Annotated in this window: 10 protein-coding genes; 8 read left to right on the forward strand and 2 right to left on the reverse strand. The window is 64.1% G+C overall.

Translation table 11 applies throughout. The features are described from left to right. Window positions 1–257 precede the first annotated feature (257 nt). From ACODS2_RS07840 to ACODS2_RS07855, 4 genes are all read left to right on the forward strand, one after another. A complete protein-coding gene (locus ACODS2_RS07840; protein WP_488998312.1) occupies window positions 258–2,615 on the forward strand; it encodes a TonB-dependent receptor in 2,358 nt (785 codons plus the stop codon). A gap of 88 nt (window positions 2,616–2,703) precedes the next feature. After that, window positions 2,704–3,600, forward strand: coding sequence for a haloalkane dehalogenase (locus tag ACODS2_RS07845; RefSeq protein ID WP_488998313.1), 897 nt, complete (start codon window positions 2,704–2,706; stop codon window positions 3,598–3,600). Between the two features lie 206 nt (window positions 3,601–3,806). Then, on the forward strand, window positions 3,807–4,862 hold the full coding sequence (locus ACODS2_RS07850) for a phosphotransferase (RefSeq protein ID WP_488998314.1): 1,056 nt from the start codon (window positions 3,807–3,809) through the stop codon (window positions 4,860–4,862). A 1-nt stretch (window position 4,863) separates the two neighbouring features. Continuing rightward, complete coding sequence (locus ACODS2_RS07855) at window positions 4,864–6,192, forward strand: aspartate aminotransferase family protein (RefSeq protein WP_488998315.1); 1,329 nt, start codon at window positions 4,864–4,866, stop codon at window positions 6,190–6,192. Here ACODS2_RS07855 and ACODS2_RS07860 read toward each other — a convergent pair. Continuing rightward, window positions 6,189–8,081 carry a CocE/NonD family hydrolase gene (locus tag ACODS2_RS07860; protein WP_488998316.1) on the reverse strand — a complete coding sequence of 631 codons (1,893 nt, stop codon included), beginning with the start codon at window positions 8,079–8,081 and terminating at the stop codon, window positions 6,189–6,191. The two genes, ACODS2_RS07855 and ACODS2_RS07860, sit on opposite strands and share 4 nt — an antisense overlap. 136 nt (window positions 8,082–8,217) lie before the next feature. Beyond that, window positions 8,218–9,117: a LysR family transcriptional regulator gene (locus tag ACODS2_RS07865; RefSeq protein WP_488998317.1), complete on the reverse strand. Its 900-nt coding sequence runs from the start codon at window positions 9,115–9,117 to the stop codon at window positions 8,218–8,220. A gap of 154 nt (window positions 9,118–9,271) precedes the next feature. Here ACODS2_RS07865 and ACODS2_RS07870 point away from each other — a divergent pair, with 154 nt between their 5' ends. The 4 genes from ACODS2_RS07870 (at window position 9,272) to ACODS2_RS07885 (ending at window position 15,272) form a co-directional block, all read left to right on the forward strand. Further along, on the forward strand, window positions 9,272–11,047 hold the full coding sequence (locus tag ACODS2_RS07870) for a serine hydrolase (RefSeq protein ID WP_488998318.1): 1,776 nt from the start codon (window positions 9,272–9,274) through the stop codon (window positions 11,045–11,047). Window positions 11,048–11,070: 23 nt separating this feature from the next. Beyond that, window positions 11,071–13,044, forward strand: coding sequence for a CocE/NonD family hydrolase (locus ACODS2_RS07875; RefSeq protein WP_488998319.1), 1,974 nt, complete (start codon window positions 11,071–11,073; stop codon window positions 13,042–13,044). 3 nt (window positions 13,045–13,047) lie between these two features. After that, window positions 13,048–14,190: a threonine aldolase family protein gene (locus tag ACODS2_RS07880; RefSeq protein WP_488998320.1), complete on the forward strand. Its 1,143-nt coding sequence runs from the start codon at window positions 13,048–13,050 to the stop codon at window positions 14,188–14,190. A 65-nt stretch (window positions 14,191–14,255) separates the two neighbouring features. After that, a complete protein-coding gene (locus ACODS2_RS07885) occupies window positions 14,256–15,272 on the forward strand; it encodes a CPBP family intramembrane glutamic endopeptidase (RefSeq protein ID WP_488998321.1) in 1,017 nt (338 codons plus the stop codon). Window positions 15,273–15,274 lie beyond the last annotated feature (2 nt).

Genomic DNA, 15,274 nt, shown 5'->3' on the forward strand with positions numbered 1-15,274 from the left:
ATTTTGCAACGCGAACGCCGCTTAGCCGCCCGAGTATGGACGAGTCATATTCCGAACCTAATTCGGTTACAAGTGTTCTCAATCTGATGACGCACCCTGATTACCGGGCATAATTTGTCTGTTTTTCAATATATAAGACATATTTTTGACCGGGCATCGCTTTCTTGACAGTTTAAAAATTCTAGATAGATTATCTTTTTATCCGCTCATCCCTGGGGGTAGCGGAGCAAAATTCCAGACAAAGGGGGGCTTCAAAGATGGGTGGAAAGTCATGGGCGCGGCAGCGGACGATTTATCTGGTGGGCGTTGCCGCGATCGCACTTGGTTCAACACCCGCCCTGGCGCAGGCGCCGGCAGTTGACGCACCGTCCTCAGCGGGAAGCGAAAGCCCAGAAATCGTGGTCACGGCGGCCAAGCGCGCCGAGAACATTCAGGATGTGCCCATGGCAGTCTCGGCCATCAGCGGCGATGCGCTGGCCGCAACCGGCATAACCGACGTCACCGGGATTGCGACCAAAGCTCCTGGCCTTTCCTTCCAGCGTGCTGACCGTTCGCAGAACCGCCTGTCGATCCGCGGGCTCACCAGCCTTTCCGGCACCGTCTCGGAATTTCCGATGGTCGGCGCCTATGTCGATGAAGTGCCGATCAGCGAAAACGCCATTCCCGATGTCGGACTCGTCGATCTGGAGCGTGTCGAAGTGCTGCGCGGACCGCAGGGCACGCTTTATGGCGAAGGCTCGATGGGCGGTACGGTGCGCTTCATCAGCCGCAAGCCGAACCTGACCAAGATTGAAGGCTTTGCCACGGGCGAAGTTTCCGGAACCCGCGGCGGCGGAACCAGCTACTCAGGGTCTGCCGCGATCAACCTGCCGCTGGTGACTGACAAGGCAGCGCTGCGGGTCAGCGGCTTCTATCTCGATGATGGCGGCTTCGTCACCAACGTGGCGAACGGCGCGCGCAACGCCGATGCCTTCCACCGCTACGGCATGCGCGGAACCCTGCTGCTGAACCCGGTCGAACGCCTCTCGATCACGCTGTCGGGCGCCTATCAGCTCTTCAAGGGCGGGCTCGCACCGGCGGTGTTCCTCGAAAAGCTCGACGGCGTCACTCCGTCACTGCTGACCACTTTTGGCGGCAACGTAGCCTATCGGCAGGCCCCCACCTTCTCGCGCGACGAACTCTACATCGCCAATGGCGTGGTCACCTACGATCTTGATTTTGCGACGATCACGTCCTCGACTTCGTACTACAACCGCAAGAACAGCGGCGCGCTCGATGAAACGCAGACGGCGCGGATCGTCGAAGCGGGCTTTTCCCCGGTCACCCAGGCGCTTGGGCTGGGGCCGCTGAAACTGACCCAGGGCGTGCAGACCAAGTATACCGGCCCGAACGAAACCTTCGCGCAGGAACTGCGGCTGTCGTCGAATGGGAAGACCCGGCTGCGCTACACGCTGGGCGCCTATTTCCGTACCCGCAACGTGAGCTTCGGCAACGACACGCGGGCGCCGGATATGATCGCGCTCAACCAGATCCTGCTCAATGTCCCGCCCGCCTTCGGTGGCCCCCTCTCGTCCAATCCCACCTATCAGGGCGAATTGCAGATCGCGAACGCCGATGTCGCCTATCGCCAGATCGCCGTGTTTGGCGAGGCGACTTACGGGCTGACGGACAGCATCGATCTGACCGCCGGCCTGCGCTACGCCAACGAGCGGGTGCGCGGCAGCCAGTCGCTCACCGTCCCCAACTTCACGTTCGGGCCGGGGTTCCTTGTCCTCAATTCGGTGAGCTTCCCGAATATCAGGAAGACCGAGAGCAAGGTGCTCTGGAAGGTCGGCGCATCCTACAAGCCGTCGAAGGACGTGCTGCTCTATGCGCAGGCGGCTACCGGGTTTCGGCCGGGCGGCGTGAACGCCCGCGCCAATCCCGCACCTGGCGCGGATTCGCCCGTCACGTTCGGTTCGGATTCGGTGACCAGCTATGAAATCGGCGCCAAGACCGAGTGGCTGGACGGCGCGCTGACGATCAATCTGGCTGCCTACCTGTCCAAGCTCAAGGACGCGCAGTTCAGCGATGTCCGCAACACGCTCTTCCCCGTCATCCGCAATTCGGGCGGCGCGGATACCAAGGGCATCGAGCTGGAACTGACCGCGCGTCCCACCCGCAACCTGACGTTCGGCGTCGCCGCCACGGTGATGAAGGCCACCTTCTCGCAGAACGCGCTGCCGTTCGATCCGGGCAATGGCACCACCGCCTACGTGATCAACGACGGGCAGCGCCTGCCGACGGCGCGGGACAACTCGCTCAACGCCTACGCCGAATGGCGCTACCCGATGACGGATACGCTGCGACTGGTGACCTATGCCGATGTCACCACTGTCAGCGATACGCCCGCCAACACCGTTCGGCCCGATACCGGCGCAGTCGGCACCTTCTATGTGCTGAAGGGCTATACGCAGGCCAACGCCCAGATCGGGATCGAGGCAAGCCGCTTCGCGATCACCGCCTTCGTGCAGAATGCGTTCGATACGCTGGCCCAGTTCGGCGGAACGCAGGCGTTCGGCATTTCGCGCAACAAGCCCAGAACCTTCGGCCTGCGCGCACGCTTCGATTTTTGATCAAGCCAGAGCGCAGACGCTCGGGGATCGCACTCCGAGCGTCTGCGCCGCGCCTTTTGCAGCGCCTGTCAGACACTGGAGTATTCCCATGCAAATTCTGAGGACGCCGGACGACCGCTTTGCGGATCTGTCCGGCTGGACCTTTGCGCCGCATTACGCGGCAATCACCGATCCCGATGGGACGGTGCTGCGCCTCCACTATGTCGATGAGGGGCCGTCCGATGGCCCGGTCGTGCTGCTGATGCATGGCGAACCGACATGGTCCTACCTCTACCGCAATATCATCCCGGGCCTCGTGGCCCGAGGCTGCCGGGTGCTGGCGCCCGATCTCATCGGTTTTGGCCGCTCCGACAAGCCGGCCAGCCGGTCAGACTATACCTACGAACGCCATGTCGCGTGGATGAGCGACTGGTTGACCGGCCAGAACCTGAACAACGTGACACTGTTCTGTCAGGATTGGGGCGGACTGATCGGCTTGCGGCTGGTCGCAGCCTTTCCCGATGTTTTCTCCGGCCTCGTGATCTCCAACACCGGCCTTCCCATCGGCATCGGTTGGAGCGAGGATTTCGCGGCCTGGCTCGAATACAGCCAGAATGCGCCGGAGTTGCCGATCGGCAGCATCGTGAACGGCGGGGCGATACGCGAGCTGAGCCCGTCCGAAGTCGCCGCCTACGATGCGCCCTTCCCCGATGAAAGCTACAAGGAAGGGGCACGGCAGTTCCCGGCGCTGGTCCCCGTCACGCCGGAACATGCCTCGGTGGCGGAGAACATCGCCGCATGGAAAGCGCTCGCCGGCTTCCACAAACCGGTCCTCACCGCTTTCAGCGATAGCGACGAAATCACCCGCGGCGGTGATGCCATCTTCCAGTCGCGGATGCCCGGTGCCGATGGGCAGGCCCACGTGACCTTGCGCGGTGGCCATTTCGTGCAGGAAGACAGCCCCTACGAAATCGTCGATCTGATCCTGAGCCTTGCCGCGCGCTGAGCGCGCCTGACCGATTGGCTTATCCCGGCCCCCGAACAGTCGTGACTGTTCGGGGGTTTTTCTTGCATAATGTCAGCCGCGCCAACCTTTCGATATGATTTCAGGATCGAAGACCGCAAAATATTATATTGGACCAAATCAGTGCACTCGGTCACCTCTCAGCCGGCGGCAGACAGGTTGCCGTGCGACCAGAGGAGCGAGAGGAATTGCGCCTGACGGACGGGACCACGGCGGCAGACCAGCGTGCGGAGCGCGCGACACCCCTCGCCTTAATCGAAGACCTTTGCCGGTCAGCGTGGGGCGTCGAGGGGCGCTTCACGACCATCGCATCGGAGCGTGACGAGATCTACCGCGTGGATCAGGCTGATGGCAGTACTCTCCTCCTCAAGCTTACCAATCCGCAGGAATCGGCCGAAGCAACTGCGTTCCAGACCGCAGCCATGCTGCACGCGGGCGCGCGTGATCCAGCCTTGCCGATCCCGCGACTGATCCCCGATCGCCTCGGACGTCATGCATTCCGGCCGGATTGGGATGACGACCACTGCCCCACCGCGCGCCTGATGACCTGGCTGCCCGGGCTGCCGGCCGCATCGGCGCAGACCGGGCCGTCTATGGCGGCCGAAATGGGCAGATTGCTCGCCCGGCTCGGTCTGGCGTTGGCCGATTTCGATCATTCCGGTGCGGATCACGATCTCGTGTGGGACATCTGCCGCGCATCCAACCTAACGGGAACGCTTTCCGGCATTCCCGATCCCGCAATGCGCGCGATTGCGCAGAACGCCTTCACCCGGTTCGAATGGGAAACCGCGCCGTGCCTTGCGGGGATGCGCCGGCAGATCCTCCACAACGACTTGACCCCGCACAACACGCTCGTCGATCCAAGGAACCATGGCCAGGTGGTCGGTATCATCGATTTCGGCGATCTGGTGCGCACGGCGCTGGTCTGCGATCCGGCCATCGCTGCATGCTATCTAATGGGTGAAGGGGACGATGCCATGGCCCTGCCCCATGCGCTGGTGGCCGCCTATCACGCGGTACGACCGCTGGAGCGAGCGGAGATCGAGCTCATCCCGCTGCTCATGGAAGCGCGCCACGCGATGACCGTGGCGATCACCGAAAACCACGCGGCGCGGCGCCCCGAGGCGCGCGACTACATCACCAAGAACACCGCCACCGCCCGGCGGGGATTGAACCTTTTTGCAGGAAGGCCGCCCGAAATGTGGGTGCCCGGCTTCCTGTCATGCTGCGCAATGGAGTCCTGAAATGCCGAACCAGCCTTTGATGGTGAATGCCTTCGATCCTGCACGGGTCGACGGCCTGAGCGAGGGGATCGCAACCCTGATCGCACGCCGCAATTCCCTGCTAAGCCCCTCGTACAAGCTATTCTACGAAAAGCCGGTGCACTTCGTCCGCGGCGAGGGCGTGCGGCTCTATGATGCGGACGGCGCTGCCTATCTCGATGTCTACAACAACGTGCCCACCGTCGGCCATTGCCATCCCCGCGTGGTGGAAGCGCAGGCGCAGCAGGCCGCGCTGCTCAACACCCATACCCGCTATCTGTCGAACGTCGTGCTCGATTATGCCGAGCGGCTGCTGGCAACCTTTCCGCCGGCTCTTGCGAATGTAATGTTCACCTGCACCGGCAGCGAGGCCAACGATCTCGCGCTCAGCATCGCGCGGTTCCACACAGGCAATACCGGCGTGATCGTGACCGCGAATGCCTATCACGGCAACACGTCGGCCGTGGCAGCGGTCTCTCCGTCGCTTGGCCGGGGCATGCCGCTGGGGCACCATGTCCGCACCGTCCGCGCACCCGATGCGGCGCGCGCCGGGGAACAGGGCGCAAGCCAGCAGTTCCTTGCCGATGTCTTGGCCGCGATCGACGATCTGGCCCGCCATGGCTTCGGCACCAGCGCGATCCTGTTCGACACGATCTTCTCGAGCGACGGGATCTTTGCCGATCCGCCGGGCTTCATCCATGATGCAGTCGAGGCTGTGCGCAAGGCTGGCGGCCTTTTCATCGCCGATGAAGTGCAGCCGGGCTTTGGCCGGACCGGTGATGCGATGTGGGGCTTTGCCCGCCACGGCGTGGTCCCTGATCTCGTCACTGTGGGCAAGCCGATGGCCAATGGCCTGCCGATTGCCGGCCTTATCGCGAAGCCTGAACTGCTCACGGAATTTGCGCGATCCACTCGGTATTTCAACACGTTCGGTGGCAATCCAGTGTGCTGCGCTGCCGCTCTCGCCGTGCTCGACGTGATTGCGGACGAAGGCTTGCAGGAAAATGCCCGTATGGTCGGCGCTTGTCTGCAGGACGGCTTGCGCGCGCTGGCCGCCAAGGACGCACGCATTGGCGAAGTGCGCGGCGCCGGGCTGTTCATCGGCGTCGATCTTGTGCGCGACGGGGCCTCGCGCGAGCCCGATGCCGCGCTTGGCCTTGCGCTGGTCAATGCGCTGCGCGAGATGCACGTGCTGATCAGCGCCTCGGGCCCGCATGGCCATGTACTGAAGATCAGGCCGCCCCTGCCCTTCTCGGTGGCGGATGCCGACGCGTTTCTCGATTGCCTCGGCCGCGCGCTGACGAAAGTCTAGCGCGGGCCGACCACCGGCAGGATCACACGAGAGGGATAGCGTACGTCCAGATGGACCGCATTGTGCGCGATCCGGGGCTTCGCTTCGCTGACGTTCGGGCCGCCGGTATTCAGATTGCGGTCGAAGCGGGGGAAGTTGCTGCTGCTGATTTCAAGCCGGATCCTGTGCCCCGCAAGGAACCGGTTGCTGGTCGCCTGCAAGTCGATGCTCACCTTGTAGACCTTGCCCGGCATGAGCCGCGGGGCCTGCCGGGCATATCCGCAGCGCCAGCGCATGCGGGTGATTCCTTCGACAATGTTCCAGGCCCGGCCCTCGGCATCCACGTCGACCAGCTTGGCGGTGAAATCGGTATCAGGCGCATCGGACGACACGAAGAGCTCGGCGCGGATCGGGCCGGTTACATCGACGGCCCGCTTGAGCGGAGCGGTGGAATAGACCAGCACATCGCGCCGATCCTCTACCGCGGTCTGATCGAATGAGCCTGCCGGCGATCTGCCGTCGCTGGTGGGCAGGCAGCACAGCGGGCCTCCGATCGAGGGAACCGGAGCGGCCGGGTCATAAACGAAACGATCCGTCCGCCCACCACGCTGCGGCTGGGCTTGCAGAACGCCATCACCAGCGCGCGATTGCGCACCGCGCCGGCTGCCCAGATAGTACGATATCTCGCGGCTGCCCGGAACCGGCCAGGCGGAGGCATCGCGCCAGCGGTTCTCGCCCATGTTGTAGTATTGCACGAGCGGCATGCGCTCGGCGCCGGTATCCTCGCCGCGCAGCCAGTGGTCGAACCAGGTGAAATAGAGCTGCCAGAAGTCGAACCGCGCATCGCCTACAGTGCGGTCGCCGACCACTGTCGGATTGCCCTGGAAATGCTGATCGCAGTGGGTCGACGGATCGATGACAATGCGGTGCGCGGCCCCGAATTTGCCCGAATGCCGCTGGAAATAGGCGAGCTGCGAGAAGGCGACGGCGGGTGCATAATCGTACCAGCTATCGATGAACAGCGCCGGCACGGCGACGGCATCGCCTTCCTTCAGGTAGGGAAACTTCGCCCAGAAGGGATCGCCCGGGGGGTGCTCGATGAAATCCCGGTAGTCCGATGCCGGGATCGCGGGATCGTCCAGGGCGGCGTTGACCGGCAGATGCTGCATCGTCCGCCACACCTCGCCCTTGTAACCGGGCTTGCCATCGCTGCGCTCGGGCACTTTGCGGCCGAACTGGGCGAACCAGCCAGCGCCGCTCGCCAGTTCGAAGGCGCCGCCGTTCCAGAAGGCGAATGGCAGGTTCCGCCCGGCCGCGCCGCCACTTGCCCCGGTCGAGGCCATCGGGATCGCGGCCTTCCACGCGGGATGGCGCAGGCGCGAGGCAATGACCTGCGCCTCGCCCAGATAGGAACAGCCATATGTCCCGATCTTGCCGTCGGACCATGGCTGCTTCACGATCCACGACATCGTGTCGTAGCTGTCGATATCATCCGTAAGGCTGGGGACGAACGTGCCATCGGAGCCGAACTTGCCGCGAACGTCCTGCACGGCAACGGCATAGCCGTGGCCGACAAAGGCGCCCACACTGCCTTGAAGGGACCGTTCGGGCGAAAACGAGGCCCTGTCGTAAGGCGTTCGCATGAGGATCAGCGGCTGCGGACCGGGTCTGTCGGGCAGGTAGATATCCGTCGCGAGCTCGGTGCCATCCCGCATCACGATGCGCTGCGTGCCAAGGCGAACAATCCCATACGTGCCCTTGGGTCGCGGCAGGGGCTTGTCACCGGCGAAGGGCCCGGAAAACCGGCTGGCCTGCGCATTGAGCGGGCCAAGACTGTTGCCGCACATCGCGATCGAAGCGGCCACGCCGAGCGCGAGGCGCGCGCGAGATCGGTTCCGAAACAGGGTCATGCGGGTCGCGCTCCAGACCGGATTTCCACCCGGCGGTGGCTTGATCCATCAGCCGTTTTTCATGTCTCTTGCAGATGTTTGTCTAATATATTCTTCGGCTGCATCTGATTGCAAAAGCCTATGAAAAGCGGGCTGCTCAGGGTGCCAGGATCGCTTGAACCAGACGCTCGAGCGCAGGGGGCAGACGGCGATCATGGTGCACCAGCGTGTGTTCGAGGCAGTAGTCCCCCGCGAAGGGAATGGCCACCAGTCCGGCCAAGTCCTTGCTAACCGAGAACTCGCTGACAACCGCGATCCCCATGCCCTCGCTGGCAAGTCGGATCGCGATCGAAGTGTCGACAGTCTGATGCCCGGCGCGCAAGGAAACGCCCGCGTCGCTGAACAGACGGGCGATCACCCGCGTGAAGGGCAGGCTGGTGGTGAGCGGCATGCAGATCAGCGCTTCATCGGCAAGGTCATGCGGGGTCAGGCTGATATGCGCGGCAAGCCGATGCCCTTGCGGCACCAGCGCCAGAACGCGCGAGGGCGGCAGCGCGTGCTGCACCAGCGCGCCCTCATGCGGCGCGAGCGGCAGGTTGGTGAGGATGAGATCGAAGGCATTCTGCTCAAGCTTCACCACAAGGTCGCTCGATGTGCCGACATAGGTTTCGATCGAGATCTGCGGATTGTCCCGGCTGAACTGCAGCACGCGCGCAAAAGTGGGGCCGAAGATGAAATCGTCCGCCAGCCCGACGCGGATATTGCCGAAGAGGCCACGCCCCACGGCCCGTGCCCGTTCAAAGCTGCGGTTGGCTGCGGCAATGATATTGCGCGCATCGTCCAACAGTTCGAGCCCCGCCGCGGTCAGTTCGATCCGCCGCTTGCTGCGATCAAACAGTTCAACACCGAGCACGCGCTCCAGCGCCTGAATCTGCTGGGTCAGTGGCGGCTGCGACATATGCAGCGCCTCAGCCGCGGCGCGAAAGCTGTTCGCTTCGGCCACGGCGATGAAATAGACCAGTTGGCGCATACTGACAGCAGCGATCAGCCGGGACATTAGCGGATTCTCCCTTCCCGACGTTCGATACGAAAACCATATCAAAATGCAAAGTAATTAATAATGGACATATTGATCCGCGCGGTCATTTGCTAAGCTTCACCGCGTGGGGCGCATGATGCAGGTTATCCGGTTTTTGTTGTTCTGCCTCTTGTTGCTGTCCCGCCCGGCCCTGGCTGCGGACTTCAAGCGGACTGATCTGGCCCAGCTTGGCGCAGCCGCCGTCGCCAAGGAAGCCTGCTCGGCGGTCTTCATCTCCAAGCGCAGCGTCAAGGACTATCTCGCGCTGGCCTCGAAGTTCTGGATGCTGCCCGAAGACCGGAACCGCATCGCGAAGGTTGCAGTAGATGCAAGACATCGCCGCCTGACGCTGACCATGGCCACCGGGGTCAAGGGTGTCGCCGTGTTCAACGGCGCCAGCGGCTGTGTAGCGCTGGGCCCCGATGGCGCCGAACCCCGCATTCCCTACACGCCACTGCCGCCGGTCACGCTCCGGTCCGGGCTTGCGTGGCCGCTCGGCGATGCGCTTCCGGCGGATGCCTTGCCTGCGGACGTCGATCAGGCCGCGCTGAACCACGCAGTCGATCTCGCCTTTGCCCCCGATGCGCATACGGCGGCCTATCTCGTGCTCTACAAGGGCCGCATTCTTGCGGAGCGCTACGGCGCCGGCATCAGCGCGACGACGCGGCTGCAAGGCTGGTCGATGACCAAGACCGTGCAGGCAACGATGGTCGGCGCGCTGGAGCAGGAGCGGCGCCTCAATCTCTTCGCGCCGGTCCCCATTGCCGCATGGGCGGGCCCGAACGATCCGCGCCGCTCGATCACGCTGGCGGACCTGCTGCGGATGTCGGCCGCCATTTCCTGCGGCAACAGCCAGAAGGGCTGGTTCGATTATGCGGCATGGCGGCGGGATGGCTATCCCGAAAGCCTCTACGTGTTCAACGGCCCCGACGATGCCTATGCGTGGTCGGTCGCCCGGCCGCCGCTCGCACCGGGCGAGCCGCGCGGCGTCTACACCAATTGCCAGCCCCACATAGTCGGGCAGGTCGTCGCGCAAGAACTTGGCAAGACCGGTGAGACGATGGCCGGCTACCTGCACGCGAAAGTGCTCGCGCCGCTTGGCATGCATTCGATGGTGGTCGAGCCCGACCGCGCCGGCCATCTCGAGACCGCAGCCTACAGCTACGCCACGGCGCGGGACTGGGCCCGGCTGGGGCTGCTCTATGCCGATGACGGGGTCTGGCAGGGCAAGCGAATTCTCTCTCCCGAATTCATGGCCTTTGTGCGCGCCCCGGCGCCGTGGTGGTCCGCGCCTGCCTATGGCGGCCAGGTCTGGCTGAGCCAGGCGACTTGCGATCCATGGCCCTGCGATACCTTCCAGATGCAGGGCATCGAAGGCCAGCGCGTGACGATTGTCCCCTCGCTCGATCTGGTCGTGGTGCGCCTTGGCCATGGCATCGGCGATGATCCTGCCGATCCGAATGTGCCCCACGCCGCGACGCGCGCGATGGCTGCTGCGGCCAAGGCGCTGGTAGGCGCCATTCACCGGCCGGTGCCGCCCGAGAACAAGGCCGTCGAAGCGGTGCTGAAGGGCTTCTTTGCAGCGCTGGGCGCGCATGATCGCACCGCGCTCAAGGCCACCGTCTCCCCGGATTTCGTCCTCTATGAAGATGGAAGACTGATGACGGCGGATCAGATTTTCGATCTCGTTGCGGGAACGCCCGTTAGCCGGCGTTGGACATTGACGCAGGCCAGAATCGAGACCGGGGGCGATCTCGCCACGATCACCTATCGCAACACCGCCTCGTTCGGCGAAGGCGCGGAGCGCCGCGTGCCCGAATGGACCGAGACGGCGATCCTTCGGCGCAGCGGTGAAAGCTGGCGGCTGATCGCCCTGCATTCGACCCGCATTTCCCAGCTGGCACCCTGATCCCAGAGCAGGAGCAAAACCCCATGACCGTGCTGTCCCGACTGATCCTCACGGCAACGCTGCTTGCCCCTCTCACGGTACAACCGGCGCGGGCGCTGGACCGGCCGCCCGAGAGCGCGGCGGCTCAAACCGGGCCTGCAGAGGCCGGCGACATACCGCCCGACTTCGATTTTCCCGCCGCCACACGCGATTTCGACAAGCGCGATGTGATGATCCCGATGCGCGACGGTGTGCGGCTGCATACGGTGATCTACGTGCCCAAGGGCGCGAAAGACGCGCCGATCCTGTTCACCCGCACGCCTTATGACGCGAACAAGTCCGCTTATCGGTCAAAGTCTCCGCACATGCTCGCCGCCTTGCACCGCGCGGATGAAGGCTTTGTTCGCGCAGGCTATATCAGGGTCTATCAGGACGTGCGCGGCAAGTATGGCTCGGAAGGGGTCTATGTCGTCACACGCCCGGTCACCGGGCCGCTCAACCCCGCCCCGACCGACCATTCGACCGACGCCTGGGATACGATCGACTGGCTGGTCAACAAGGCCAACCTGCCGGAATCCAACGGACGCGTCGGCATGATCGGGTCATCCTACAATGGCTTCGCAGTGGTCATGGCCTTGCTGAAGCCGCATCCCGCGCTGAAGGTCGCAGCGGCGGAAAGTCCGATGGTCGATGGCTGGATGGGAGACGACTGGTTCCACTTCGGCGCATTCCGGCTCGCCAATATCGACTGGATCGGCTCACAGACCGGCTACAAGGGCGATGGCAAGTCGCTGCCGACCGGGGGCTGGGACGACTACGACAACCTGCGGACCGGAACGCTTGCCGACTGGGCGCAGCGCACGGGTTACATTCAGCTGCCGTTCTGGCGCACGCTGACCGAGCATCCCGCCTATGATGCGTTCTGGCAAGGGCAGGCGCTCGATCGGCAGGTCGCCGCCAACCCATCGAATGTGCCGACGATCTGGCTGCAGGGCCTGTGGGATCAGGAGGATATCCGCGGCGCGATCACCACGTGGGAGGCGCTCAAGGCAAAGGGCCGGGCGCAGAACAACGTGCTGGTGATCGGTCCGTGGCGGCACAGCCAGATCGTGGGCGATGGCCGCAGCCTCGGGCCCTTCAACTGGAACGGCGATACTGCGCAGCAAGCCCGCGACACCATGATCCTGCCGTTCTTCAACCGCTATCTGAAGGACGGCCCGGCGTTTGAGCCCGCGCCTGTCACGCTTTACAACAGCGGCGAAAACCACTGGGACCGCCTCCGCGAATGGCCGCTGGCCTGCGAAAGCGGCTGCGCAAAGCCGCTCAGCCCGCTGTTTTTGCAGGATGAAGGCGGCCTAGCTCTGGCCAAGGGCAAGCCGGGCGAGGACAGCTATGTTTCCGATCCGGCAAAGCCCGTGCCCCACCTGCCCCGCCCCATCAATCTGACCGACGGACGCTGGCGCGAATGGCTGGTGCAGGACCAGCGCTTTGCCGATGGCCGCCCCGACGTGATGACCTATCAGACGCCGGTGCTTACAGAAGCGATGCGGGTTTCGGGCATCCCGATGGCGGATATCTACGCGCGCACCACCGGCACCGACGGCGATTTCGTGGTCAAGCTGATCGACGTCTATCCGCCCGAAGACCCGGTCGATCCCAAGATGGGCGGCTATCAGCTGGCCGTCAGCCTCGACATTTTCCGCGGGCGCTATCGTGAAAGCTTCAGCGCGCCGACCGCCATCCCTGCGGGCAAAGTGCAGCGCTACAAGTTTCGCCTGCCGCCGGTGAACCATGTGTTCCTCCCCGGCCACCGCGTGATGGTGCAGATCCAGTCGTCGCTCTATCCGGTCTATGACCGCAATCCGCAGACGTTCGTGCCCAATATCTTCGCGGCGAAGGCTGCGGACTTCCGGAAGGCAACGATCACACTCCAGCGCGGCGGCGATGCAGCCAGCGCTGTCTGGCTGCCTGTCGTGACGAGCGAAGCGGTGGCCGCGGCCACCATTGCGGGGCAATAAGGCATGTCTGGCCCAGACCGGCGCCTCGTGCTGAAATCTGCGCTGGCCGCGATGGTTTCCAGCCCGGCCCTGGCGCAAGGCTATGGCCAGGCCGGGAATGTAACCGCCCTGTTTCCGCCGGTCACTGCGCGGACCGTGTGGCTGCACGGCGATGATGCGCCCCCCGATCCTGCAGCCATGGTTCGGCAACTCGCGGGCCTGCAAGGGACGGCAGAGGCAGGCGGAGGCTATCTGGCGGGTGGCGCGGTGGCCGAGCTCGAACGGCGCTTTGCCGTCCTGCTCGGCAAGGAGGATGCGGCGTTCTTCCCCACCGGTACGCTCGCCAATGGGGTCGCCATCCGCCTGCTTTGCGGCGACGCGCGGCGGGCCATCTGCCAGTTTGACAGCCACGTCTACCGCGATGAGAGCGACGCGGTGCAGCGGCTATCCGGCATCAATCTGGTGCCGTTGACCGAAGGGCGCATTCCCCAGCCCGATGACCTGGCGAAGGCCATTTCGTTCGCAAAATCCGGCCCCTACCCGGTGGCGACCGGCGCGATCACACTGGAAAGCCCGGTGCGCCGCCTCAAGGGCGCGATGATTCCGCCTGAATCCATTGCGGCCATGGCGTCGCTGGCCGCGAAGGAGGGCATTCCCATGCACCTCGATGGCGCGCGGCTGCTGCTGGCGCGGCCTTCGCTCGATATCCGGGCTTATGCGGCACCGTTTCGGACGGTCTATGTCTCGCTCTACAAGTACCTTGGCGCGCCGTTCGGTGCGGTTCTGGCCGGCCCGCACGATCTGATCGCAGAGGCGCGCGAGCTGCGGCACATCTTCGGCGGCACCATCTATCAGGGCTGGGCCCCAGCAATGCTCGCCCTGCGCTCGCTCGACAGTTTCGCGGCCGAAATGGCCCGCGCCCATGAGGCTGCCGATGCGCTGGTGGACGGGCTGATCAGGCGCGGCGCCGTTCTGCGCGGACCGGACATGCCATCGAACATCCGCCTCATCGAGATGCCGCGCGAACACGCCGATGCGGCGTTCGAGCGTTGCCGGGCCGCGGGAGTCCATCTCGCACGCTGGGCGGACGGAGTTGTGCCGATCGCGGCCAACCGCACGATCCTGCGGCGGCCGGTAGCCGAATATCTGCAGTTGATTGCCGGGTGAGCATTGTCGGTGGGGCAAGCGTGACCCGCTGAGAGGCAACAAACTGATTTGGAAGGGAGTAGCGAATGTCGGTGACCGCGTATGATGAAAGCCAGGCAGCCAAGCTGTCCGAGCCGCAGGGCTGGATCAGGCATTGGCCGTTCCTGCTTTATGTCGCGCTGGCTTTCGGCATTCCCATTGCGCTTGTTGCCTCAATGCTGGCGACTCCGGGCTTCTGGAATTGGTTGCACGGCGGCCCGCTCGATTACTGGACCGAGTTTACGGCGATCAAGGAAGGCCTCGGGCTGGCGGACTTGCCAGCCAGTTCGCTGTACCTTTGGGTCCGAGTGGCCCTCGTCGATCCGATCTTCCTGACCGGCCTTGTCTATGCCGCAGCGCCGCTCATTGCCGGCCTGATCGTCGCCGCGGCCAGCGGCGTGAACGGCGGACTTCGCGGCTATGCCCGGCGCGCGCGGATCAGCAATGGTGTAGGCTTGCGGGAAACACTCGGCTGGTACGCCGCCGCATTTGCCTTGGTGGGAGCCTGCAACCTTCTCACGCCGCTCCTTGCAGGATGGCCTGCCCAGCCGCTCAGCCACTATACCGCCGCTGCCTTCCCGCTGATGCTCCTGAGCGGCATGTTCCTCGATCAGGGCGGCACGCTCGAAGAAGGCGGCTGGCGCGGATTTGCGCTGCCCTATCTCAGCCGCTTCATCGATAGTCCGCTCAAGCTCAATATCCTGCTCGGCGTGATCTGGAGCGTCTGGCACATCCCGCGTGACATCGCCGGCAGCACCGACATGCAGAATTATCTGGTCGATGCCCTCCTGCCATTCACCCTGATCTCGATCGGCCTTGGCACGATCATCGCGTTCTTCTTCTACCGCGTTGGCGGCAGCCTCTGGATCGGCATCATGATCCACTGCCTTTCCAACAACACCGCCGCGGTCGGCTGGTCCCAGACGATGTTCGCGCACCAGCAAGTGTCCAGCTTTCTCTGGACACGTGCCGCCATCTACATCGGCATCGTGATCGCAATCCGGCTCTATTTCGGCAAGGATATGGGCCTGCGGCGCAACAGCGAAGGCAAGCCGCAGGTCTAGAG

The organism is Novosphingobium sp. FG137, assembly GCF_057809735.1.